The sequence below is a fragment of the Haladaptatus sp. R4 genome (assembly GCF_001625445.1).
Taxonomy (GTDB): Archaea; Halobacteriota; Halobacteria; order Halobacteriales; family Haladaptataceae; genus Haladaptatus.
This window is the reverse complement of the sequence record NZ_LWHG01000021.1, coordinates 24,316-47,648: the sequence shown is the minus strand read 5'-3', so window position 1 is coordinate 47,648 and position 23,333 is coordinate 24,316. Positions and strand designations below refer to the sequence as shown.

Annotated in this window: 23 protein-coding genes, 1 tRNA gene and 3 pseudogenes; 10 read left to right on the top strand and 17 right to left on the bottom strand. The window is 59.3% G+C overall.

What is annotated here, in order from left to right; all coding sequences use genetic code 11:
- Window positions 1-2: 2 nt before the first annotated feature.
- The 7 genes from A4G99_RS09705 to moaA all read right to left on the bottom strand — a co-directional run bounded on the left by A4G99_RS09705 (window position 3) and on the right by moaA (window position 3,813).
- Window positions 3-389 carry a 30S ribosomal protein S11 gene (locus A4G99_RS09705; protein WP_066142728.1) on the bottom strand — a complete coding sequence of 129 codons (387 nt, stop codon included), beginning with the start codon at window positions 387-389 and terminating at the stop codon, window positions 3-5.
- Window positions 386-907, bottom strand: coding sequence for a 30S ribosomal protein S4 (locus A4G99_RS09700; RefSeq protein ID WP_066142725.1), 522 nt, complete (start codon window positions 905-907; stop codon window positions 386-388). The genes A4G99_RS09705 and A4G99_RS09700 overlap by 4 nt, the downstream gene beginning before the upstream one ends.
- The gene (locus tag A4G99_RS09695; protein ID WP_066142722.1) at window positions 907-1,413 is read right to left on the bottom strand and encodes a 30S ribosomal protein S13; all 507 of its coding nucleotides are present in this window, start codon (window positions 1,411-1,413) and stop codon (window positions 907-909) included. The genes A4G99_RS09700 and A4G99_RS09695 overlap by 1 nt, the downstream gene beginning before the upstream one ends.
- Before the next feature lie 16 nt (window positions 1,414-1,429).
- A tRNA-Ser gene (locus tag A4G99_RS09690) sits at window positions 1,430-1,514 on the bottom strand.
- An 82-nt stretch (window positions 1,515-1,596) separates the two neighbouring features.
- A complete protein-coding gene (locus A4G99_RS09685; protein WP_066142718.1) occupies window positions 1,597-1,902 on the bottom strand; it encodes a hypothetical protein in 306 nt (101 codons plus the stop codon).
- Complete coding sequence (locus tag A4G99_RS09680; RefSeq protein WP_066142715.1) at window positions 1,899-2,681, bottom strand: succinylglutamate desuccinylase/aspartoacylase family protein; 783 nt, start codon at window positions 2,679-2,681, stop codon at window positions 1,899-1,901. Before A4G99_RS09680 ends, A4G99_RS09685 begins: the two co-directional genes overlap by 4 nt.
- A 157-nt stretch (window positions 2,682-2,838) precedes the next feature.
- Window positions 2,839-3,813, bottom strand: a complete 975-nt coding sequence (gene moaA / locus A4G99_RS09675; protein ID WP_066142713.1) for a GTP 3',8-cyclase MoaA — start codon at window positions 3,811-3,813, stop codon at window positions 2,839-2,841.
- A gap of 189 nt (window positions 3,814-4,002) precedes the next feature.
- Here moaA and A4G99_RS09670 point away from each other — a divergent pair, with 189 nt between their 5' ends.
- Window positions 4,003-5,043: an Mrp/NBP35 family ATP-binding protein gene (locus tag A4G99_RS09670; RefSeq protein WP_066142710.1), complete on the top strand. Its 1,041-nt coding sequence runs from the start codon at window positions 4,003-4,005 to the stop codon at window positions 5,041-5,043.
- 3 nt (window positions 5,044-5,046) lie between these two features.
- Window positions 5,047-5,274, top strand: a complete 228-nt coding sequence (locus A4G99_RS09665) for a hypothetical protein (protein WP_066142707.1) — start codon at window positions 5,047-5,049, stop codon at window positions 5,272-5,274.
- An 18-nt stretch (window positions 5,275-5,292) separates the two neighbouring features.
- On the opposite strand, the gene A4G99_RS27120 is transcribed toward A4G99_RS09665, so the two are convergent.
- Complete coding sequence (locus A4G99_RS27120; RefSeq protein WP_223301810.1) at window positions 5,293-6,048, bottom strand: hypothetical protein; 756 nt, start codon at window positions 6,046-6,048, stop codon at window positions 5,293-5,295.
- A gap of 226 nt (window positions 6,049-6,274) precedes the next feature.
- On the bottom strand, window positions 6,275-9,649 hold the full coding sequence (locus tag A4G99_RS09655) for a PKD domain-containing protein (RefSeq protein WP_066142705.1): 3,375 nt from the start codon (window positions 9,647-9,649) through the stop codon (window positions 6,275-6,277).
- A gap of 298 nt (window positions 9,650-9,947) precedes the next feature.
- Here A4G99_RS09655 and A4G99_RS09650 point away from each other — a divergent pair.
- The 3 genes and pseudogenes from A4G99_RS09650 to lrpA1 all read left to right on the top strand — a co-directional run bounded on the left by A4G99_RS09650 (window position 9,948) and on the right by lrpA1 (window position 13,305).
- Window positions 9,948-11,836: pseudogene (locus A4G99_RS09650) on the top strand (2-oxoacid:acceptor oxidoreductase subunit alpha).
- Window positions 11,837-11,838: 2 nt separating this feature from the next.
- Window positions 11,839-12,772: pseudogene (locus A4G99_RS09645) on the top strand (thiamine pyrophosphate-dependent enzyme).
- A 104-nt stretch (window positions 12,773-12,876) separates the two neighbouring features.
- Window positions 12,877-13,305 carry an HTH-type transcriptional regulator LrpA1 gene (gene lrpA1 / locus A4G99_RS09640; protein WP_066142702.1) on the top strand — a complete coding sequence of 143 codons (429 nt, stop codon included), beginning with the start codon at window positions 12,877-12,879 and terminating at the stop codon, window positions 13,303-13,305.
- A 15-nt stretch (window positions 13,306-13,320) separates the two neighbouring features.
- Here the strand turns inward: lrpA1 and A4G99_RS09635 are convergent, their stop codons facing one another.
- Window positions 13,321-13,926 (bottom strand): arsinothricin resistance N-acetyltransferase ArsN1 family B, encoded by a 606-nt coding sequence (locus tag A4G99_RS09635; protein ID WP_066142700.1) that lies wholly within the window; start codon window positions 13,924-13,926, stop codon window positions 13,321-13,323.
- A gap of 105 nt (window positions 13,927-14,031) precedes the next feature.
- Between A4G99_RS09635 and A4G99_RS09630 the strand changes: the two genes are divergently transcribed.
- Together A4G99_RS09630 and A4G99_RS09625 are read left to right on the top strand one after the other, a co-directional pair.
- A complete protein-coding gene (locus A4G99_RS09630; RefSeq protein ID WP_066142697.1) occupies window positions 14,032-14,511 on the top strand; it encodes an SRPBCC family protein in 480 nt (159 codons plus the stop codon).
- A 34-nt stretch (window positions 14,512-14,545) separates the two neighbouring features.
- Window positions 14,546-15,103, top strand: a complete 558-nt coding sequence (locus A4G99_RS09625) for an NAD(P)/FAD-dependent oxidoreductase (protein WP_066142694.1) — start codon at window positions 14,546-14,548, stop codon at window positions 15,101-15,103.
- Between the two features lie 30 nt (window positions 15,104-15,133).
- Here A4G99_RS09625 and A4G99_RS28710 read toward each other — a convergent pair.
- A pseudogene (locus tag A4G99_RS28710) lies at window positions 15,134-16,181 on the bottom strand (M42 family metallopeptidase).
- A gap of 112 nt (window positions 16,182-16,293) precedes the next feature.
- Between A4G99_RS28710 and A4G99_RS09615 the strand changes: the two are divergent.
- Window positions 16,294-16,551 (top strand): MTH865 family protein, encoded by a 258-nt coding sequence (locus A4G99_RS09615; protein WP_066142691.1) that lies wholly within the window; start codon window positions 16,294-16,296, stop codon window positions 16,549-16,551.
- On the opposite strand, the gene A4G99_RS09610 is transcribed toward A4G99_RS09615, so the two are convergent.
- Window positions 16,552-16,782, bottom strand: coding sequence for a hypothetical protein (locus A4G99_RS09610; RefSeq protein WP_066142688.1), 231 nt, complete (start codon window positions 16,780-16,782; stop codon window positions 16,552-16,554).
- A gap of 75 nt (window positions 16,783-16,857) precedes the next feature.
- Complete coding sequence (pdhA, locus tag A4G99_RS09605; protein WP_066142685.1) at window positions 16,858-17,898, bottom strand: pyruvate dehydrogenase (acetyl-transferring) E1 component subunit alpha; 1,041 nt, start codon at window positions 17,896-17,898, stop codon at window positions 16,858-16,860.
- A 232-nt stretch (window positions 17,899-18,130) separates the two neighbouring features.
- Here pdhA and A4G99_RS09600 point away from each other — a divergent pair, with 232 nt between their 5' ends.
- A complete protein-coding gene (locus tag A4G99_RS09600) occupies window positions 18,131-19,441 on the top strand; it encodes a M20/M25/M40 family metallo-hydrolase (protein WP_066142681.1) in 1,311 nt (436 codons plus the stop codon).
- Window positions 19,442-19,586: 145 nt separating this feature from the next.
- The gene (locus A4G99_RS09595) at window positions 19,587-20,324 is read left to right on the top strand and encodes an NAD(+)/NADH kinase (RefSeq protein WP_066142679.1); all 738 of its coding nucleotides are present in this window, start codon (window positions 19,587-19,589) and stop codon (window positions 20,322-20,324) included.
- 158 nt (window positions 20,325-20,482) lie between these two features.
- Here the strand turns inward: A4G99_RS09595 and A4G99_RS09590 are convergent, their stop codons facing one another.
- From A4G99_RS09590 to hisC, 4 genes are read right to left on the bottom strand one after another with little or no spacing between them, the layout of a single operon-like run.
- Window positions 20,483-21,010, bottom strand: a complete 528-nt coding sequence (locus A4G99_RS09590; RefSeq protein ID WP_066142676.1) for a multiprotein bridging factor aMBF1 — start codon at window positions 21,008-21,010, stop codon at window positions 20,483-20,485.
- Window positions 21,011-21,052: 42 nt separating this feature from the next.
- Window positions 21,053-21,655 carry a CDP-alcohol phosphatidyltransferase family protein gene (locus tag A4G99_RS09585; RefSeq protein ID WP_066142670.1) on the bottom strand — a complete coding sequence of 201 codons (603 nt, stop codon included), beginning with the start codon at window positions 21,653-21,655 and terminating at the stop codon, window positions 21,053-21,055.
- Window positions 21,655-22,164: an adenylate kinase family protein gene (locus A4G99_RS09580; protein ID WP_066142667.1), complete on the bottom strand. Its 510-nt coding sequence runs from the start codon at window positions 22,162-22,164 to the stop codon at window positions 21,655-21,657. Before A4G99_RS09580 ends, A4G99_RS09585 begins: the two co-directional genes overlap by 1 nt.
- Window positions 22,161-23,288: a histidinol-phosphate transaminase gene (hisC, locus tag A4G99_RS09575; protein WP_066142664.1), complete on the bottom strand. Its 1,128-nt coding sequence runs from the start codon at window positions 23,286-23,288 to the stop codon at window positions 22,161-22,163. Before hisC ends, A4G99_RS09580 begins: the two co-directional genes overlap by 4 nt.
- Between the last annotated feature and the right edge of the window lie 45 nt (window positions 23,289-23,333).

Sequence of the window (23,333 nt, the reverse complement as noted above, 5' to 3'; positions counted from 1 at the left end):
GTTTAGAATCCACTACCTTTCGGTGCGCGGGTACCGTCGTGCGGAATCGGTGTTACGTCTTCGATACGTCCGATTTCGATACCGGCTCGTGCGAGTGCGCGAATCGTCGCCTGCGCACCCGGACCGGGGTTCTGCTGCAGGTTGCCACCGGGGCCACGCACGCGAATGTGCAGGCCGTCGATGCCAGCCGCTTTGACCTCTTCGGCAACCGTCTCGGCCATCTGCATGGCCGCGTACGGCGAGGACTCATCACGGTTCTGCTTGACGACCGTCCCACCGGACGACTTCGCGATCGTCTCGGCACCGGTCTGGTCCGTGATGGTGATGATGGTGTTGTTGAACGATGCGTGTACGTGGGCGATGCCCCATTTGTCGTCGTTGTCGCTCATTCGTTACCCTCCGAACGTTCGGGGTGAAGGTCGTCCGCAAGCGGGCTGTGCTCGTCGAAGGCGATGTCGCCTTCCTCGTCGATTTCGACTTTGGCCGAGGGAACCGACACGCGCTGACCGTTCACCGTGACGTGACCGTGCGTGATGAATTGGCGTGCCTGTTTCGGCGTGTGAGCGAGACCCTTTCGGTACGCGACGGTCTGGAGACGGCGCTCAAGAACGTCGGTGATGTCGAGCAGCAGCACGTCGCCGAGTTCGTCGCCATCGCCGAGGATGCCGAGTCGCTTCAGTCGCGACAGGAACTCGCTGCTCTCGTCGGCTTCGTCGCCCGAGATGTCGCCGAGCAGGGAACGAGCCTCGCGTCGGTAGTTACGAAGCTCACTCTGTGCTCGCCAGAGCTCTTCCTTGTTCTTCAGGCCGTAACGGTCCATCAGACCGCGTTCCTCGGCGATACGCTCGCCCTGGAACGGGTGGTTCGGCGTCTCGTAGAACTTGGTGTTCTCACCGGGGAGCGACATTATTCGTCAGCCTCCGCTTCTTCGGCCGCCGCTTCCTTGATCTCCTCGACGTTCACGCCGATCGTACCCTCGGTACGACCCGTGGACTTCGTTCGCTGACCGCGAACTTTCTGTCCACGCTTGTGGCGGACGCCTTTGTAGGAGTCGATCATCTGCATCCTGTTGAGGTCCCGACGGCGGGCCATCGACAGGTCGTTACCAGTTTCGTGGGTCGTCTCGCCGGAGAAGTATTCCTTGCGGTGGTTCGTGAGCCACTCAGGAACCTCGTCGGCGTAGTTTTCCACGGCTTCGACGACACTCTCGATGTCGTCCTCGTCGAGGCGGCCGAACGTCGCTGTTCGGTCGACGTCCGCCTCCTCGGCGATAATTCGAGCCGTGCGACGACCGATCCCGTTCATTCCGGCGAGGGATCGCTCTACGGACTTCGTCCCATCGAGGTCTGTTTGCCCGATGCGGACGAAGTACCGAAGGTCGTCGTCATCGTCCTGTGGTTGTTCGGTACTCATAGTTGATTGATTGGAGCGTCGAGGGAGGGATTCGAACCCTCGAGGCTTGACGCCACAGAGTTAGCAACCCTGCGCCGTGGGCCAGACTAGGCTACCTCGACACACTCGTTTGTGTATGTTCGCCCTTCCGGACTCGGGACGCACGCCCCTACAGATGTCTGCACTCTATTCTATCGGGGGTTACTATTTAAACGCAACGAATGACTTCCGAACACTACGTGAAACCGCCGCAAGGGGCACCGAGACGAGATACGCGCCGATGAAAAACGGTATCCAGAACACCCACAGTTCGAACGTCGGAAGCAGGTGACTTCCGTACGCACTCCCCAACGTCAACGCGTAGTAGCCCGGCAACGCGAGGGGTGTCATCAACTTGGCATCGACCGCACCGAGAACCAGCGGAACGACTAACAGGAGATACCATCCCCAAACCGCCCGCCCGGCGAGTATTCGTCGAACGGACGAATTTCGGCTCCGTTTCACGCTCATCGACCTCCTCGCCGCTCGATGCCGTGACGAGAGAGCAGGTCGGTCGCTGCTGTCTTCTCCCATCGCGCTCTCGTATCCGAATCGAGCAGAAACTTCGTCGTCTCGACGATGTACCCCGGTCTGCCGAGGTCACCCGCAACTTTGTGCACGAGCATCGGTCTCGACCCGTCGAGTTCGCCGCCCCGACGATACTCGTGAAACGGCATGTACCACGGGACGACGTTCTCGTTCAACCGCTCCGCCGTCCGTTTTGCATACTCGGGTGCCGGGTCGGCGTCTGTCGGCCAGATCACCTGTCCGACCGACGATTCGTGATAGCTGTAAATCCCGAGTGAACGGTGCAGGTCGAGCACCATCTCCGGATCGTGTCGTTCGACCACTCCCCAAATGGCTCGCGCCAACTTCGTCTTTGGCTCTTCACCGCTCGGGAACTGTCGGTTCAAGTCCCCGTGTGCACCTTCGCGCCGATTCTTTCGAATCGCCACTCGGTTCGCCTTCGGAAGGACGACCAGTTTTCCCCGTTCGATCTTCCAACGGGCGATTTCGCTCGCGGCCCGATACCCACACCGTTCGTCGCCGTGGATACCCCCGACGACCAACACCGTTGGGCCATCGCGTACTCCTTCCCGCACGAACACGCCCGTCTCGTACTTCGTTCCCAGGAGAAGACGATACGTCGGGTCGAGCGTTGCCTGCCCACCCCCGCTAGCGGCAACCGACAGCAGTGTACTTCCGGCGAGAAGCGTGCCCGTCCTCGCGAGTAGTGTCCGGCGTCGCATACGAGAAGCGCCGCAGGGAACTACCATCAACCTTGTCGCCCTACGCGTGCGCGAAGAACAAAAACCAGTGACAACTAAAACAGGATCATCAGCGACGACTAAAACAGGATCATCAGCGACGACTAAAACAGGATCATCAGCGACGACTAAAACAGGATCAGGCGTCGATGTACTGGTCGTCGATGTAGCGGTCGTTTATTTCCCACTCACCGTCGTCGTTCCGGACCATGTACTCACCGTAGTAGGGAACCCGGTTTGCGACGGTCTCACGGAACGCCGTTCGAATTTCCGGTTTCGTCATCTCTCCCATCGGTCGGAGGTCGTCGTTACGGTTCAGACACCCTTTGAGGAATCCTTCGTGCGTGACGCGCACGCGATGACAATTCGCACAGAAGCTTGGGTTCTCGACAGGGTCCACGATTTCCACCATCCCCTCTCCGACCCAGTACCGTCTCCGTCCGTGCATCTCTCGGATTTCGACTTCGTCGGCCTGCTCTTCGAGCCAATCGTGCACTCGCTGGATGTCGATGGCCCACTCGGGATTTCCCGTCAACTCGGGCATGTACTCGATGAGTTGTAACTGCAGTCCGTCGTTTTCCGCGACGTGCTCGACCATCTTGGGAACGTAGCCCGCCGTCGCCTCGAACACGACCATATTGAGTTTTACCGGGTCGAGTCCCGCGTCGAGCGCCGCTTCGACGCCTTCGAGCACTTTGTCGTATGCGCCGCTGTTGGTCACCTCGGCGAACGCTTTCGGGTCGAGTGCGTCCTGTGACACGTTCACCCGGGATAATCCCGCCTCGCGGAGTTCCTCGGCCCGTCCCGGGAGAAACGTCCCGTTCGTCGTGAGCGAGGTTTCCATCTCGTCTGGAGTCCGCCGAATGATCTCTTCTAAATCTTCCCGGAGCATCGGCTCACCTCCGGTGAACTTCACCTTCCCGACACCGAACTCGCGGGCGACTTCCAGAAATCGAATCACGTCGTCGGTACTCATCTCGTCGTCGCCCGGTTCCATCGGACCACGAGTATCGCCCAGCCCCTCGTTGTGGCAGTAAACGCAATCGAAATTACACCGGTCGGTCAGTGAAACACGTACCCCCGTGACTTCACGCCCGAACGAATCTTCGAGCATCACTCACTTTTTGGCCCGAGTATTCTTAAAGTCGTGGGCGGGTGTACCCGAAACGTAATCGAATGTGGTTACCAACCGCTGAAAGACTAGCGGAAATCAGCCACTAACCGTTCGTTTTACTGTCACCAGCCACGAGGGCACCATCGGGTTCACAAGTCTTATCGACATATCGTACCCTATCGTCATCACATGGATGAAACAGACGTTCGAGAGATTCTCCGAACGGTTCAGGACCCGGACCTCGGCGAGGATATCGTCTCCCTCGGTCTCGTCAACGATATCACCGTCGAGGACGGTATCGCACAGATTTCGCTCGCGCTCGGCGCGCCCTATGCACCGCACGAGTCCGAAATCGCAAACCGCGTCCGCGAGGCGCTCGCCGATGAGGGGCTAGAGGCCGAACTCTCCGCTCGTGTCGATACCGAACTCTCCCCCGAAGAACAGGTCCTTCCCGGCGTCAAAAACGTCATCGCAGTCGCTTCCGGAAAGGGTGGCGTCGGCAAGAGCACCGTCGCAGTCAACCTCGCCGCAGGACTGGCGAAACTCGGCGCACGCGTCGGCCTCTTCGACGCCGACGTGTACGGCCCGAACGTCCCCCGAATGGTCGATGCCACCGAGCGACCACGAGCGACCGAGGAACAGAAACTCGTCCCGCCGGTGAAGTTCGGCGTGAAACTGATGAGCATGGCCTTCCTCACCGGCAAGGACGACCCCGTCATCTGGCGCGGCCCGATGGTCCACAAGGTGCTCACGCAACTCTGGGAGGACGTCGAATGGGGAGAACTCGACTACATGGTCGTCGACCTGCCGCCCGGAACCGGTGACACACAGCTCACCCTTCTCCAGAGCGTCCCCGTCACCGGTGCCGTCATCGTCACGACTCCTCAGCAAGTCGCACTCGACGACGCGAACAAAGGACTCCAGATGTTCGGCAAGCACGACACGGCCGTCCTCGGCATCGCCGAGAACATGAGCACGTTCAAATGCCCGGACTGCGGCAGCGAACACGACATCTTCGGCCACGGCGGCGGTGCCGCGTTCGCCGAAGAACACGACATGCCCTTCCTCGGGTCGATCCCGCTCGACCCCTCCGTCCGCAGCGGCGGCGACGAAGGAACCCCCATCGTTCTCGACGACGAGACCGAAACCGGCGACTCCTTCCGAACCCTCACCGAGAACGTCGCCAACAACGTCGGCATCATCAACCGCCGCCGACAGCAACAGGAGTGAGCGATGGCAGGCGAAACCGAGTCACTCGGACCGGACGAAAAGCGGATGGAAACGCTTCGCGACATCGCCGACGACATCCGCGGTGAGTCGAGCGAGAGCAAGTTGGTCGCCGCGATGCTCTACCGCGTGAGCGACCTGTTCGACCCGGATGAGGAGACGACACCGCGCGATATCTTCATCAATATGCGGACGATCATCCGGACGAAAGACGCCGGTGGCAAGGGAAAGTAGCCGGGGCTCGTTCGGCACTCAGCGCCACCGCCAGACGAACAGTAGTCCGATGAACAGGGCAGGGGTGAAGTAGATGATCGGAATGCCTCCGACGTCCTGATTTCCACTGAGTTTCTCGGCGGGGCCCTGGGAGTACGTGTCGTTCGTGTAATGGTAGTGGTTGCTCATCCACGTCGGGCGAACGGGTTGGAACGATTCGTTCCACTGCTTGGTTTCCTCGCCAGCCTTCCCAGCGAATCCGACTTGATCTATCCCACCGCCCTTCTTCGTCAGGTTGCCCGTGTAGAGGCGTGCCTCCCCCGCTATCTTCGTGTCTTCTTTGTCGAGTAATTCGACTTTGATCCGAGTAGAGTTATGGGGTTGCGGGGATGGCGCATAGAAACTACCGTCCGTACCGAGCGTGTGGACGAACAATTTCGTGGAATATCGACGCATGGATGGGTTGACTATGGTGACGTACGCGACAGATGATGGCTTCCCGTCGATGGTTCCATCAGCCACCGTGACGTTCGCGATATAAGGGGTTGGAATTTTAGTTGTAGCAGAGGCATTTATTTTCTCGGTGAAGTTGTAAGTTGTCAGGTTACCATATGTTGAAATGGTTATTGAGTGGTTGTCCTTAATAACGTCTAACGCCTTTGTGAAGTCCATATTTCGTTCGACATGCTCTCCAGGTTTGAGATCAAAGAATTCCCTTTGAAACCGAGTATCATCCACGAGAACGATATAACCAGAGTCGATCAGGTATTCTGATGTAGGATTATATATGTCCATGTGAAGATGGTTCTTAGAATGATTTATTTTGATACATGCACCCCGTGATGAGTGAATAACTCGATCATTTCCCTCTGTAGAAACAGGACAATTGGAGGAAGAAGTTGAGCTAGCGCTCCCACTCGAAACAACAGTCGCTGCCAAAACTAAAACTATAATCCAAATCAGACGTTTTTTCCGTTCCATACCCCCGAGTTGATGTTTTATAATATATAAAAGTAATGTGTTACTTCGTGTAGTGCAATCCTTTGTCGTCTGTATCACCCTCTTTTTTGTGTCGTGATTTGAGTAGTTTCCTAATCTTATATTTTGTTACAAACTTGTGATACGACTCGTGGACGATCTTGCTACCGACAGATTCGTTCTTGATTTTGCTATCCTGAGTGACGTACTGCTGAACGACATCTACTTTTGCGGTAACGTACGTCTTGAGGACGGTATCGCCCTCTAGGTGAACATCTGAAGTCGTCGTTTTCGATCCAGTCTGTTTCTTCAGGTCCCACCGTACGTTTGGCTGTGCCTCCCCGATTCGCCAACCATCGAGTTGGGAGTACGACATTGCAAGGTCCAATTTCGTCGTCGTCAGTTTATCTTGCCACTCGTACTGCGCATCCTGAACTTTCTTCCTCGTTTGGACGTCGTAGGTGTAGTCGACGTCCGTGTGCTGCTCCTTGTATTCGTAATAATACTGCGTCTCGTATTGAGCATCCTCGACTTTTCGTCGTTTCTGCTTCCCAGTCGCCCAATCGTCGTAGTGGAACTTCTGGTACGACCAGTAATAATCCGTCTCGGTGACGGTATACGTGTAGTACTCGGTCGTCGTGTACGTTCTGGTGACCGTATCCGTGTAGGTGTACTGCTTCGGCACTTCCATGCAGATACCATACCGGCTACACTGCATGACGTATTTTGTCCCCGTTTTGGTCACGGTGACAGTTTTCCGCTTTCTCACCGTTTTCGTCCCTGTTTTCTGCACGTCGTGTCTGTGTGCGTACTGGTTCAGCATCCGATACTGTGCCGGAGACGTCTGCACCCGCCGAGTGTCACCCGTGAACGTCCCTTTTCCGGATTTCGAGTCACGCCACTCGTGTTCCGTCGTCGTGTACGTCCGTTTTTTCGCCGTCCGACCGTTGGACCACCAGTCCGGGTGTACTTGGAGAAATGCGGACTGTTGTAGCTTGGTCGAGAAGCTTCGATCGACGTCTTTGTATTTAGCATCCGCAACCTTCGTCCGCTTTTGAATCGCATACTCGAATCCGTCCCGCGTTTTCTCATCCACGGAATATCCGTTCGAGAGATACTGGTCACGTTCCGTCGGTGATTTGGTTGTCTTCCAGTCGTAAATTGGTTGGTTCACCAAGTAGCTCGTGTCCTTGATTCTGGGATTCGTCCATCGTTTCCCATAGTTTCTGTACACTGTGACGTCGGGAATATCCACCTCCTTGTACGTCTCCGGCTTGTTTTCGTTGTATACTCGGATTTTCGCTTGCCCGTTCGTCTGGAACAACTCCGAGGCAGGAATTTCCACGATTCCGGTATACATTCGAACTTCTCCACTCTTCTGGTTGATAGTTTTATTCTTGTCCTTTACTCCATGCTTTTTCCAATCTACAACGGAACCAGATGCGCCCTTAACATCGATGCCCAAATGGTAATTATATTGGTATCTGTTCTTACTGAATTGGAATCCATTTGTAGTCACTCGAAGTCTGACTGTATCGTTCGGTTTGTAAGGACCGTTTGAGAGTTCCTTAACCGATTGAACATTTGGAACATAATCATTGAGATAATTGAACTTCTTTTTCGCCGTTAGGCCATATCGATCCTTAATCTTCAATTCTGCAAAACTGACTGATGAAAATTTTGCTGTTTTATTGTCTGCAGTGATTGGTTGAGCACCTTTCATCCAGACATATCTCAATTTTGTATGGTCTGGGTCAAACGAACCGCTCGCGTCTACAACAATACCCCAGTTAATTGCCCTGTAGCCATTTGTGCCATCGTTGGTGACGTCCAACCGGATTTCTGGAGGAGAAGGAGTCACGTGTAGCGTAGATTTGCTATGGAGCTTTTCACTCATCTGCTCCCTTTTATCATTCAAAACAAAATATCTGGAGTTAATATTGTATTTGCCAGGATGATTGCCTGCAATATCTTCCTTAACAACCAATACCCCTTCATCTGTGCTTCTGCTCTTAGATAGATCATGGATATCTGGATTCACATTTGAGTCTGCTATTTGTACGCTACTAGGATCCACTCCGTTCAATTTGATCTTCGTTACGTGATGTGCAATATATCGTTTCGGATCGATTCGCGTATTATACGAATCCACGTCGTTGTTGACGAATCCGGATTGAACGATCTCCGGCATTTTCGAGGGGGTTATCGTCCGCGTGAGCGTCGTTGTCTGCCCGCGTGTGTCAACTGCGGAGACGGTGAGCGTATACTTCTCACCGGGCTTGAAATCCTTCGAGTCGAACGACACCGTCCGGTGGCGCTGCATCCCACCGGGTGTGGTGGCGTCCATTTTCGTGCGTCCGATTTCCTTGCCGCCGAGTTTGACGTGAACTGACTTCAAGTTCGCATACGCATCAGTCGCATACGCACTGCCGGAGACGGACCCGAAGGTATCGAAAGAGGGTAACTTGACGGTCGGTTTTGGATCGGCTGTGACGGTCGTTGTTCCACCCGAAAAGCGTGCGATGTTGCGGGAACCATCCGAATAGGTGACGAGAGCATACAACGAATGGTCGCCGGGTTTCCATTTCGCCGCCAGTGCCCGACCGTTACCGGTCTGTGCACCGTCACCGAACCACGTGATGGAGCGTACCTGCGACGACGTAGCCGTGGATTGGATGCTGTAGGTTCCTCGGAGCGGTGTAGTACCGGTGACCAATTCGTCCCCGGAAATCGTGGGTGAGAACCGATTCGCGAGTGTATCTCGTGGTACTGATGGGGCACGATTCGCTTGGACGGAGATACGCAGCGTGTCAGTGTCGGTTTGACCGTCCGTATCGTAGGCCGTCGCCGTGACGGTCCGCGTTCCTGCGTTCGAAAACGTTCGTGTGAGGGTTTCGGCATCGTTGCCGCCAGAAAGGGAGTCCGTGGCGACCGTTTTTCCGTCAAGCGACCACACGACGTGGTTGAGGGGTGCCGCACCGGCATTGACGGTTACGGAGTACACCGACTGTTCGCCGACGTGTGGGTTTTCTGGGCCGGACACGTCGACAGACGGACCGTCTCCCGGAGCGACGGTTACGTACAACGTGTCGTGACTGCTCGTCCCGTCCTCGTCGGTAACCGTCAGGGAAACCGCGTATCGTCCGACTTCGTTCGGGTGAAACCGGGTCTGCGGACACGTTCGACAGTTCGGCGTGATCGTTCGCCCGTCCGGGGTTCGTATCGACCACTCGTATCGCTCGATGTGGCTGTCCGGGTCGTGTGATCCGGAGGCATCGAGGAGGACTGTGCTTCCGCGCGCGACGTGCTGGTCGAGTCCAGCGTCAGCGAGCGGCGGTTCGTTTGCCGCCGCTATCGCCGGGAAAAATACTGTCGTGAGGAGGAGTACTACTGAAATACTCGTGACGACTCGGTTCATGCAATTCTGCGAGTTTTGTGTCCCTTTGCTTTAAAAAGCTATTTGATTTATATCTCATATTATATTAAACTATTAATAGGTTTGGCGACTTTGTAACGAGACTGAGATAACCTTCGCGTTCATTTATTGCTATTTAAATAACCATTACTAAATAGGAAGTTTATTCTAGGAGAAACGGTGAAATCAGCCGGTAGACGCCATCTATCACAAAAGTTCCTTGCCAATCTATGGCAAAGGCTTTACCAGCATGCGATACAATTCTTATCCACCAGGCCCGGGAGGCCATGGAGTTTCAATTATGACGGATGACGAACTCATCTGGCGAATCGCAGGCGGTTCCGGTGACGGGATCGACTCGACGAGTCAGAACTTCGCAAAAGCCCTCATGCGAGCAGGGTTACACGTATTCACGCACCGACACTATCCGTCGCGCATTCGCGGCGGCCACACCTACGTGGAGATTCGCGCGGCGGACCACGAAGTCAAATCGCGCGGGGACAATTACAACTTCCTCCTCGCGCTCGGAGACAGTTTCGCGCGGAACCCACAGGAAGAAGCATACTACGGTAACGAGGAAATCAAGCCCCTGACGGAGAACTTGGACGAACTCCGCGAGGGTGGAGTCATCATTTACGACTCCGGCTTGCTCGACACCGACGACATTCCGGACTTCGATGCACGTGTCGAGGAGAACAACTGGCACGTCTTCGATCTGGACCTCCGCGGACTCGCCAAGGAGTACGGTCGTGAGATCATGCGAAACACGGCCGGTGTCGGCGCGACCTGCGCCATCATCGGGATGGAACTCGACATCATCGAAGACCTGATGGCCGAGGCCATGCCGGAGAAAATCCTCGAACCGAACCTCGAAGTCCTCCGTGCGGCCTACGAGGACCTCAACGAGAACTACGACACGGACGTCGGCGTCACGCTCCCCGAGAGCGACTACGACGACGACAAGGTGCTCATCTCGGGCAGCCACGGTATCGCCTACGGTGCCATCGACGAGGGATGCCGGTTCATCTCCGGATACCCGATGACACCGTGGACGGACGTGTTCACCATCATGACCCAACATCTCCCCGACCTCGGCGGGATTTCCGAGCAGGTCGAGGACGAGATCGCCGCCGCGGCGCTCGCAATCGGTGCGAGCCACGCGGGCGCAAAGGCGATGAGCGGGTCGTCCGGCGGTGGGTTCGCACTGATGTCCGAACCGCTGGGTCTCGCCGAAATCAACGAGACGCCCCTCGTGTTGGTCGAATCGATGCGTGCCGGTCCATCGACCGGGATGCCGACGAAACCCGAACAGGGCGACCTCGAACACGTCCTGTACACGAGTCAGGGAGACTCGAACCGCGTCGTGTTCGCGCCGGGTGACGCACGCGAATCGTACATCCAGACGCGAAAGGCGTTCGAACTCGCGTACAACTACCAGCTTCCGAGCATCATCCTCTACGACCAGAAGCTCTCCGGCGGTCACGAAACCGTTCCGGAATCGACGTTCGACCGTGATCCGAACCCGGACATCGGCGAAGTCGTTACGGAAGAGGAAATCGAGCAGGGAGAACGCCTCGCCGGTCGATTCAAGCGCTACCGCTACGACGGCGAGAACGGCGTCAGTCCGCGGTCCCTGCCGGGACAGAAGGGCGGCAACTTCCTCGCCTCGGGTAACGAGCACAACGAAGCCGGTCACATCAGTGAGGACCCGGACAACCGTGTCACGCAGATGGACCGTCGTATGGAGAAACTCGCGGCCATCCGCGAGGAACTCGACGACATGGACGAGTCCCACCAGACCGTCTACGGCGACGAGGACGCCGACTACGCCATCCTCAGCTTCGGTAGCATGAAGGGTGCCGTCGAAGAGGGCGTCGAAATGCTGAACGAGGACGGCCACTCGGTCAAGACGATGAACGTCAGCGACATGGTGCCGTTCCCGAAGAAGGAGGTCAACGCCTTCCTCGAAGACGTCGACGAGGTGCTCGTCGTCGAGATGAACGCCACGGCACAGTTCCGCCGACACATCCAGGCGCGACCGGCAAGCACGGCGATAAGCTGTTCAGCCTGCTGAAATACGACGGCAACCCGTTCGAGCCTTCGGAAGTCGTTGACGGCTTCGAAGCACGAATCGACGGCGACGCCAACCCAGCGCACAACACGCGCATCGAATCCGCAACGGGTGACTGAAAATGAGTGTATTCAACGCAATCGACGAAGAACGAGACATCGACGTGAACGAGTTCACGCCCAGCCTCGAACCACAGGCGACGTGGTGTCCGGGCTGTGGTGACTTCGGCGTCCTCAAGGCGCTGAAACAGGCGATGCCCGAGGTCGGCCGCACGCCGGACGAGACGCTCCTCGTCACCGGTATCGGCTGTTCCGGGAAGCTATCGAGCTACTTCCAGAGCTACGGCTTCCACTCCATCCACGGGCGCTCCCTACCGGTCGCACGCGCGGCCAAGATGGCAAACCCCGACCTCGAAGTCATCGCCGCTGGCGGTGACGGTGACGGCTACGGAATCGGCGGGAACCACTTCATGCACACGGCTCGTGAGAACCACGACATGACCTACATCGTCTTCGACAACGAGATCTTCGGACTGACGAAGGGGCAGACCTCGCCCACGTCGCCGAAGGGACACAAGTCGAAGACCCAACCGAAAGGGAGCGCGAAGAGTCCGATTCGACCGCTCTCGCTCTCGATCACCTCGGGTGCGACGTACGTCGCCCGAACGGCGGCGGTCAACCCGAACCAGGCGAAGGAAATCCTCACCGAGGCGATGGAACACGACGGGTTCGCACACGTGGACTTCCTCACGCAGTGCCCGACGTGGAACAAGGACGCAAAGCAGTACGTCCCGTACATCGACGTGCAGGACAGCGACGACTACGACTTCGACGTTCACGACCGTCGTGAAGCGATGCAGATGGCGCACGACACCGAGGACGCTCTACGAGGGCAAAGTCCTCACCGGGCGCTTCTACGTGAACGACGAGCGACCCTCCTACCAGCAGGAGAAACAGTCGACCGGCGACATGCCGGAATCGCCGCTCGCCGAGCGGTACTTCGACGACGATTACGAGTGGGAACGGAGCTACGACCTGCTCGACCGCCACAAGTAATCTCGTTTCGCCGTTCTCGTCGGTTCGAACAACCTTTTCGTGGCCGCCAATGTGTTTTTCACTTCGCAAGGTATTTTTTCCTGTGCGGGAAACATCCTGGTATCATGAGTACGGAATCGACCGAAGACCGTATCCTCCACGTCTTAGAGGACGATGCACAGGCGTCGTACTCGGAAATCGCGAATCGCGCTGGTGTTTCGAAGCCAACGGTTCGAAAGTACATCGAAAAGCTCGAAGAGGAAGGCGTTATCGTCGGCTATTCCGCCGAGATCGACCCGAAGAAGCTGTCCAGTCAGAGCATCGCGCTCGTGGGCATCGATGTCGAAAGTGAACGGTACGTCGAAGCGACGCGGGCGCTCCAAAATCTGGACGATATCGACACCCTCTACACGTGTAGCGGCGACCACATGCTGATGGCCGAAGTTCGCGCACCGAACGGCGGCGCGGTCGGCACCGTCATCAGTGACGACATTCTCACCATCGACGGCGTCACCGCGGCCCATCCGTCGTTTCTTCAAGAACGTCTCAAGTAGTCTTCCGAGTGCGTCTCACGAGAGCCGTATCGATCCGCGGCCGAGTCCTACCGCATCGTCCCTGACGCTCCCGTCGAGTGCGGACAGCGAGCGCGGCGGTGTCGGTTCGGCCTTGTCTCCATCGGTTTCTTCGACGAGTCGTAAGTGCCACCAGCCGACACTCCGCCACGAACCGTCCTTGTAGCCGACGTCTCTATACGTCCCGACCTGCTCGAATCCCAGAGACTCGTGCAGACCGACGCTGGCCGGATTCGGGAGCGCGATTCCGGCGTAGGCGTTGTAATACCCCTGTTCCCGAAGGAGTGTGAACAGCGATTCGTAGAGTCCCCGTCCGATACCCGACCGATGGTGGTCGGAACGAACGTACACCGAAACGTCCACCGACCACTGGTAGGACTCCCGAGATCGATGGGGACTCGCGTAGGCGTACCCGAGGAGTTCGTCGTCGTGGACACAGACCAACCACGGGTACGCCGGAAGGGTGGCTTCGATCCGATTTTCGATCTCCGCTTCGTCGGGTGGCGTCCGTTCGAAGGAGATGACCGTTTCGCGGACGATGGGGGCGTAAATGTCGGTGATCGCCTCGGCGTCGGTCGGTTCGACGAGTCGAATATCGACCATGCTCAGTTGCCGTCTCTCGCGATTATAAAACTCCCTATGACGGCGATAACGCGCTCTTACTGGTTACGCACAAGCATTTTTACCGGAGAGCGGGAACTATCGGCAATGGCTATCTATCAGCGGGAAGTGTGGGTCGATGCGCCGTTCGAGGACGTGTGGCGGTTTTACTCGACCACGGACGGCTTGGAGGCGCTCACGCCCGAGTGGATGAACCTTCGAGTGGAGGGGGTTCGTGGTCCGGACGGCGAGGCAAACCCGGACGTGCTGGAGGCGGGAACCCAAATCCGCATGTCGCTTCGCCCCTTCGGCGTCGGTCCACGTCAGCGCTGGACTTCGATCATCGTCGAGCGCGAAGAGGAGAATTACGCGGCGATGTTTCGGGACGAGATGTCCGATGGGCCGTTTCCCGAGTGGAAACACACACATCAGTTCTACGCGGGTGACCAGAGGCAGACGCTCGTCCGTGACAGGGTGGAGTATCGGTTTCCAGCGCTCGGCGAGGCGGGAAGCCCGCTCGCGAAGGTCGGCTTCGAGCCCATGTTCCTGTATCGGCACGCGAAGACGAAGCACTTGCTGGAGCGATGAGGTTTATGCACGTCAGCGTGGTAACTGACGTCACATGTCAGACGTAGCTGTCATCGGCGGCGGTCCTGCCGGTCTGAGCGCGGCGCTGTTCACCGCGAAGAACGGACTCGATACGGTCGTGTTCGACACGGACGGAACCGCGATGCACGCGGCGCACCTGTTCAACTACCTCGGAATCAAGAGCATCGGGGGGGACGAGTTTCTGGGAATCGCTCGCGAACAGGTGGACGAACAGGGTGCCGAACGAAAACAGGGTGAGGAGGTAACGAACGTTGAAGAGTCGGACGACGGGTTCACCGTGACGACGGAGAACGGCGAGTACGATGCGACCTACGTCGTCTTCACGACCGGACAATCACGGGACATGGCCGAGGCGCTCGGCTGTGAGTTGAACGACAACGGTACGGTGAAAACCGATTCGGATAGCGCAACGACGGTCGAAAACGCCTACGCCGCCGGGTGGACCGCCCGTTCGGACAAGATTCAGGCGGCGATCTCGGTGGGCGGCGGTGCGGCCGCCGGATTGGATATCTTGAGCACCGAAAAGGGGCGTGCGTTCCACGACTTCGATACGCCGGACGACGCGGAGTGACGGCGTTCGGGGCGGCCGATAGTTGGGAGACTACAACGAGTAGTCGTGCTCGCCGTCCTCGGTTTCGAGGAAGGCGGTGAGCAGGTCGATGGTCGCCGACACGTCGTCGCCGTTGGCGCTCTCGGTGACGGTGTGGAGATATCGGGTCGGAATCGAGATCGCGCCGACTGGCTTCGCGCCGTAGGTGTTCTGGAACCCGGCGGTGTCCGTCCCGCCCGACGGGAGCACTTCGAGTTGGTATGGGATGTCCTCCGATTCCGCCACCGAGCGCATTCGTTTGTGTACTTTCGGCGTCGTGACGACGCTGCCATCCTTGAGCTTTATCGCGGTGCCGTCCCCGAGACGAGTCACGTAATCCCGCTTCTTACTCACCGCCGGAAAGTCGTTCGCGACGGTCACGTCGGCCGACTGCGAGGTCGGGGTCGACGTCGACACCGAGCGCGGTCGCACCACGAAGGCCCACTTCCTCCTGAACGGTCGCACAGAAGTGGATGGTCGCGTCCGGGTTCTCGATGCGTTTCGCCGCCTCCAGCATGGAGAACAGACAGATGCGGTCGTCCAGTGCCTTGCCGGAGACGTTGTTACCGACTTTCGTCGTCGTCTGTTCCATCGTGACGATGTCGCCTACGGAGACGCGTTCGTCGGCCTCGTCGGCCGGGAGGCCGAGGTCGACGTAGATATCCTCGACGTCCTCCTCTCCTTCGTCGCCGTCCAGGAGATGCGGCGGTACCGACCCGATGACGCCCGTCAGGTCCTCGTCGTCCGTGTGGACGGTGACGCGCTGTGCTCGCAGAACACGGGGGTCCCACCCGCCGAGCGCGTCCAGTGAGACGAACCCGTCGTCGTCCACGTAGCGAACCATGAACCCGATCTCGTCCATGTGTGCCGCGACGGCGACTTCGTAGTCCCCCGTCCCCTCGATGGTTCCGATGACGTTCCCCATCGCATCGGTGTAGAGTTCGTCCACTTCGGGTTCCATTTCCCGTCGAACGATTTCGCGGATCCGGTCCTCGTATCCCGCCGCCCCGTTCGTCTCCGTCAGTTCGCATAACAAGTCGAAATCGAAATCGAATGCCATACCGAATCTCTCGCGTATCGGAGTATAAACCTCCCTGAAGCGGTGAATAAACTCACAACTTGTGTATTGTGGTTCCGGAACGTTTTTGCCGATTACCCACACAAGGAGTGACATGGCCGACAAAGAAGCGGAATTCCGACAGCAGTTTCACGACGCATTCGAAGGCGCGGATTACCCGGTCAGCAACCCGATGGAACTCGTTCCGGCGCTCCCGAACGGACCCGGTACGCGTTTCGAAGCGGGCGACACCAGTCTGACCGCGATGGAACTGGCGACGAAGATGAACGACGCGCAGGATTTCCCCTACGATACCGTCGACGAACTCGTCGATGACCTCATCGAGGGGATGAAACAGAAGGATATGCTGTAACTACTCCTCGTTTTCATCGGGAAGTGCGATCAGTAACACTTCCCAGACGTCCTGTTGCTCGTTGAATCGGCTGTCGATAACCCGGTCGTTTTGCCCGAGCGGAATCGGTTGTTGTGGATGTGAAACTTCGAGCCACGTCAGCGTCGGCTCTGTGATTTTCATCTCGGCGATATCGGCCAGTTTCTCTGTCTCGGCGCCGTACTCCCCCGGTCCGCGTTCGTGACGTTCCATCGGAAATCCCCGTCTCGGCTACCACAGCACGACACATAACGTTGCTGGCGACCGTGGTGGGAATCGAGACAGCGGTTATCGGTCCACGTCGGGATTCTCGGGAACGGCGTCACGCTGACGCGGATGCCGAGGGTGTTCGCTCGCGTAGACGTGGTCGAAGATGGCGTCCACGTCGTAGCCGTCGTGTGCTTCGGCCGCTTCGACGGCCTCCGCGACCTGTGCCTTCGCCTCCTCCCGAAGCGACTCCTCGTCCTCGTCCGTCCATCCGTGTTCGCTTTCGAGATACTCGCGGGTGCGAACGAGCGGGTCCTTCTCCGCCCATTCTTCGACCTCGGCCTCGTCGCGGTACTTCGTCGGGTCGTCCGTCGTCGTGTGGGCACCCTGTCGGTACGTGACGGCCTCGACGAGTATCGGTTCGCCCGCCTTTGCGCGTTCGAGTGCGTCGGAGACGGTTCGATAGACCGCGAGCACGTCGTTGCCGTCCACGCGGACGCCTTCGAAGCCGTAGGCCCCTGCCTTCTGGGCGATGGTCGCGCTCGCGGTCTGGCGCTCGCGCGGCACCGAAATCGCCCACTGGTTGTTCTGGCAGAAGAAGACGGTGGGGGTCTCGAACACACCTGCGAAGTTCATCGCCTCGTGGAAGTCACCTTCGCTCGTCGCTCCGTCTCCGAAACTCGCCAGCACGGCGCAGTCGTCGTCTTTATAACTCGCGCCCATGCCGACGCCGACGGCGTGGGGCAGTTGGGTGGCGATGGGAATCGTCGGCGGGAACGTCCGCAGTCCTTCGGCATCCTCGCGGTCCACGTAGTTTCCCGCCCCCGAAAGGTGCAGGAGGATGTCTCGCATCGCGTGGCCGCGGGTGATGTAGATGCCGTGGTCGCGGTAGGTCGGGAAACAATAATCGTCCGGTGACAGCGCGTAGGCCGCACCGACTTGGGCCGCTTCCTGTCCCTGCAAGGGCGCGTAGGTTCCGATTCGCCCCTGCCGGTGGAGCGAGACGGCTTTCTGGTCGAACGTCCGGGCGAGTACCTGTAACCGGTACATGCTCTCCACGTCCGTCGAGGAGAGGTCCACGTCCCCATCGACGTTGCCGTCGAGTCCAACCACGCGCGCCATATCCGGAACTTGTGAAGCCATATCGTAGAATCACCGACTGTCTATCGGTCAATCGGCATCATTCGTTATAAAACATCGCCATAGAAGGAATATCGAAGAAGATATTCAGTCACCTTAAGTACCTTGATTATAAATCACCGAAAATATTGCCGGTTCCACGCTGATAACTAACGATTCGTTGGGATATTACGTTTCGAAACATTTAGGCTACCGCTACGATATGTGGAAGCGTATGTCACAGTGGATCGGACGGACGTTCACGAGCGATGCAGGATGGAATTTTCTCGAAACGATAGTCGATATCGGTGATCGGATGACCGGCAGCGACGGCGAACGGGAAGCCGCCGAAGTGACCCGCGATACGCTCACCGACGTCGGCGCACGGAACGCCCGCCTGGCCGAGTTCGACGTGCAGGGGTGGACACGGGGGACGAGTTCGATTACGGCGGGCGACACGACACAGGAGAGCATCGCCCTCCCGCGCAGTCCCGCCGGATCCGCGAGCGGTGAACTGATCGACCTGGGATACGGTCTCCCGTCCGACTTCGAGAAACACGACATCGAGGGGAAGGTCGTCATGGTCGCCTCGAACGTGCCGAGTTATTTCGACCGGTTCATCCACCGCCGGGAAAAGTACTACTACGCCGTCGACGGTGGGGCGGCCGCCTTCGTCTTCCGAAACCACGTCGAGGGCTGTCTCCCGCCGACCGGCAGCGTCGGCACCGAGGAGGACCCCATCGGCGACATCCCCGCTGTCGGCGTCTCAAAAGAGGTCGGGACGCGACTCGCTCGCCGTTGGGACGGTGACGAGGTGACGGTCGACGTCGATGCCGAGATTTACGACGCGACCAGCCAGAACGTCCACGCCGAGTTGGGTCCGGACACCGAACAGGAAGTACTCGTCACCAGCCACATCGACGCTCACGACATCGCGGAGGGAGCGATGGACAACGGCGCGGGAACCGCGATGGTCGTCGAGATAGCCCGCGCGCTCGCCGAGCGCGAAGACGAACTCGACACGAAGGTCCACTTCGTCGCCTTCGGTGCCGAGGAAGTCGGTCTCGACGGGTCGGCCCACATGGCGAGCGAAACCGATTTCGACGGCATCAAAGCCATCCTGAACAACGACGGCGTCGGTCGCGGTCGGACGCTCACGTTCACCACCCACGGGTTCGACGCGCTGGACGACGCCGCTCACGAAGTCGCGGATGAGTACGGCCACCCCATCAGCACGATTCCCCACCAGGGACCGCACAGCGACCACTGGCCGTTCGTCCAGTGGGGCGTGCCGGGCTATCACGTCGGCAGCGAAACGGGCGACGAGGGCCGTGGCTGGGGTCACACCTTCGCGGACACGCTGGACAAACTCGAAGTCCGCGACCTCCGCGAGCAAGCCATCCTCCTGACGGACCTCGCGGTACACCTCGCCAGCGACGACTACGAAGTCGAGCACAAGGACCCCCGGGAAATCGCCGACGCACTCGAAGCAGAGGACCAGGCCGCAGGGATGAAGATCATCGGCGACTGGCCGTACGACGACTGACCGTACGACGACAGATCGTACGATGACTGACCCGTCGTTCGTTTTTGCCCCTTTCTCGGGGGACGAGCGCGGTATCCTTTTCAGGTCGGAGTGAGACTCTTTAGGTAATGAATCTCCGACGCGACCACGGCCGAGGGAGGCCGAAATGCACGTAGGAATCGTCACCGGTCGAGACTCGTTCGCGGACCGCATCGACGACGCGCTCGGTGACGAACCGGAACGAACCGCGAGCGACGACGCCCGATCCGTCATCGACGCTGGGCCGACCGTCGTCGTCGCGGACGGCGAGCACGCGGTCACCGACCTCGTCCGTTCGGGCGTGTCGGTCCCAGTCCTGCCCGTCGATTCCGGTGCGGGCGTGGAGAGCGTTTCCCCCTCGGACATCGAGGCTGCAATCGACGACCTCCTCGCGGAGCAGTGGACGACGGTGGACCGACCCCTGCTCTCGATCACGGTCGACGGCGAGCACGTCGCACGGGCGCTGTTCGATACGACGCTCGTAACGAGCGAGCCAGTTCGGATCTCCGAATACGGCGTCCGAATCGAGGACGAACAGGTGTCCCAGTTCAGGGCCGATGCCGTAGTCGTCGCCACCCCCGTCGGCAGTCAGGGCTACGCACACGATGCGGGCGGGCCGGTCGTCCAACAGGGGTCGGACGTCCTCTCCGTCGTTCCGGTCGCGCCGTTCGCCATCCACGTCGATAACTGGGTGCTTCGCGGTCCGGTCACGCTGACCGTCGAACGCGACGAGGACGGCGTGGAACTCCTCGCCGACGACCACACCGTCCGTCCGGTCGAACCTCACCAATCGGTCGAAATCACGTTCGACGGTGCGCTCGACCTCGTCAGCGTCGAATCGAGTCGCCGGTTTTTCCAAGGGTAGCGATACGGGTTTCGGGTCGACAACCACGTCACGGGGTTTCCACGGTAGGGGCTTCGACGGTGAAAATGACTCACCTATCGCTCAGGGACTCACCGACTCACAACTGTACCTATCGCTCACGAGCGGTGGAAAACGAAAATAGCGATAAAACTCGGCGTTCAGTCCTTGCGCTTGACGACGTCGCCGAGGGTGTAGCTGCCGGTGGAACTGCCGCCGCTCCACTCCTCATCGTCCGCGCCGGAGCTACCAGCCGTGAGGCTGATGTCGAGTTTCTTCTCCAGTTTCTTCTGCACGCTGTCGCTGGGGAGGATGTCACCGTGTTCGAGCTTACTGATGAGGCTCGCCTTCTCGTTGAGTTCCTTGGCGAGTTCTTCTTGACTCAGACCGGTGGATTCACGCGCGTTGCGGATTCTGTCGTCGTAATCCTGTGCGATCTCCTCCATGTCGTCGAACATGTCGTGACGGCGCGAGCGTCCGCCGGACGACCCTGTACTACCGGTGCCGGTGTTCGAATCACCCGAGGACGACGAGGACGTCGAATACTTGGTCGAGGTGGTGGACGTCTGCTGTGTCTTGACTTCCGTTCCGAAGTCGGAACAGTTGTCGCACACGTCCAGTTCCGCACCTTCGACTTTGATAGTCTTGGGAGACGCCGTTTCGGCACCGCACATCTCACACTGAACCATACCTTGACCTTTACCGTCTCGACTCATAAATGGCACGCCACGTCAGGCCAAGGCACGCCAGGAGTAGTAAAAGCGCTGGAGCGCCGTCAGGTGCCCCACGACGGCGAACAAGCCGAGCAACAGGGCGACCAACGAGTAGCCGCCGATGGACTGAACGAACGCGGCGATCGCACCGACGACGCCGATGAGCGCCAACCGATCCGCACGGCCGAGCAGACCACCGTACACGCGGTCCAATCCGACCGCTTGGGCTTGCGTGCCGAGATACGACGTCATCAGCACGCCCGTCACGGCGGCGAGTCCGAGCACGAAATCCCCGATTCCCGCCGCGAATCCGACGATGAGGATGATGTCGGCGTAGCGGTCGAGAACGTGGTCGAGCAGGTCGCCTGCGGGCGAGTCGGTACCGAGTTCGCGGGCGAGCGCACCGTCGAGGATGTCGAGCCAGCCGTTCAGGAAGACGAGGATGGCACCGACGAGGTACCAGATGGGCACGTCCGGGCCGAAGTAGAACGCCACCCCGGCACCACCGGCGAGGACGAACGCGATGATGCTCACCGCGTTGGGCGTCAATCCGAGGCTCGTCGAGGCCGAGACGAACGGTCGAAGCGCGCGGTTTGCGACGGGACGAAGTTGGTCGAGCATTAGAGGTACTCCAGATAATCGACGGTTCCGGCCGAAGGTGCACGCTCCCCTCTGACGACGGCTTCGATGTCCGACGCGACGGCCTCGGGCGTCCGGTCGGTCGTGTCGATTTCGTAGGTCGAATCGGGACCGTGTTCCGCGACCGTTTCGGAGAGAATCACGTCCAGGGCTTCGCTCTCGGCGTTCTCCTCCGCCTTCGCGTCCGACTCGCCTCGCTCACGCAGCCGCTTCGACAGCTCCTCGGGATGACAGCGCAGTACGACGACCCGGTCCGCATCGAAATGGTGGGCCAAATGCGAATCGACGAGCAGGTCGTCGCCCCGGGACGCCAACCATTCACGAATCGCGTCGAGGTTCGCGTACAGGCTTCCGCGCTCCTCGTCCTCGCCGTCGTGAAGTCCTTCCTCACGGATCGCGTCGTTCAGGTGGACGACGTCGAGGTCGGATTCGACCAGTTCCGTCGCGGTCGTCTTCCCGGTTCCGGGCGTCCCGGTGACGGCGACCCTCACGGGGAGAGCACCTCGTTGAGTTCGCGGACGGCGCGGCGCGTTTCCTCCTTCGTTCCGCAGGTGATGCGCACGCAGTTCGGGAGTCCGAAACTCGTGCAGTCGCGGAGGATGACGCCGCGTTCCTGTACCGCGTCGGCCACCGCGCTCGCCTCCCCGTCGCCGACGTCCGCGAGGACGAAGTTGCCGTGGGCCTCCCACGTCGGCGCGTCGAGATTGTCGTAGATGTATTCGCGCGCCCAGCGAGCCGTTTCGACGGATTTCTCGACGTGTTCGTCGTCGGTGAGCGCCGCGAGGCCGCCCCGGCAGGCGAGTTCGCTGGCGGCGAAGGGCGTGTTCACCCGTGCGTACGCGTCGGCCCACTCCTCGGGGACGACGGCGTATCCGAGACGGACGCCCGCCAGTCCGTAGGCCTTCGAGAAGGTGCGCAAAACGGCGACATCATCGCGCGAAGCGCGATTGCCAGACACATCGGGGGATGTGTCGCTGTCGTCCCGTTCATCGAGCAGCGAAATCGCGCTCGGCGCATCGGCGTACTCGCCGTAGGCCTCGTCCACGAGGACGAGCGTGTTCTCATCCACTCTCTCGGCGATTTCCGTCACCGCGTCCAACGAGAATCGCCCGCCGGATGGATTGTGTGGGCTGGTCAGGTAGACGATTCGCTCGCCGTCGTAGTCCGAAAGGACGGTCTCGGCGGTCAGCGCGAAACCGTCGTCGGGCGAGAGGTGGTATTCGTTCACCTCGCCGTGGTGGTAGCGGGCGCTCATTCCGTAGTAGGCGAAGCCGGGTGTCGGGACGAGGACGGCATCGCCGGGGTCGAGCATGGCGCGCGAGAGGTAATCGAGCGCGCCGTCGCCGCCGTTGGCGAGCCACACCTGTTCGGGCGTGACGTTCCACCGCTCGGCGAGGCGAGCGGTGAGGTCGGTGTGCGATGCTTTCGGGTAGCTACTGGCGTTCCCGGCCGCGTTCCGAATGGCCTCGACCGCCGCCGGACTCGGGCCGAACGGGTTCTCGTTCGATGCGAGTTTCACGAGGTCGTCGGGGTCCATGTCGAGTTCCCGTGCGACTTCCTCGATGCCCCGTCCGGCCTGATACGCGATATGCGCGGAGAGGTCTCGTGGTTCCATATCGGGAGGTGTCACCGACCGGCCTTAAGGATGGCCACCCGCGGC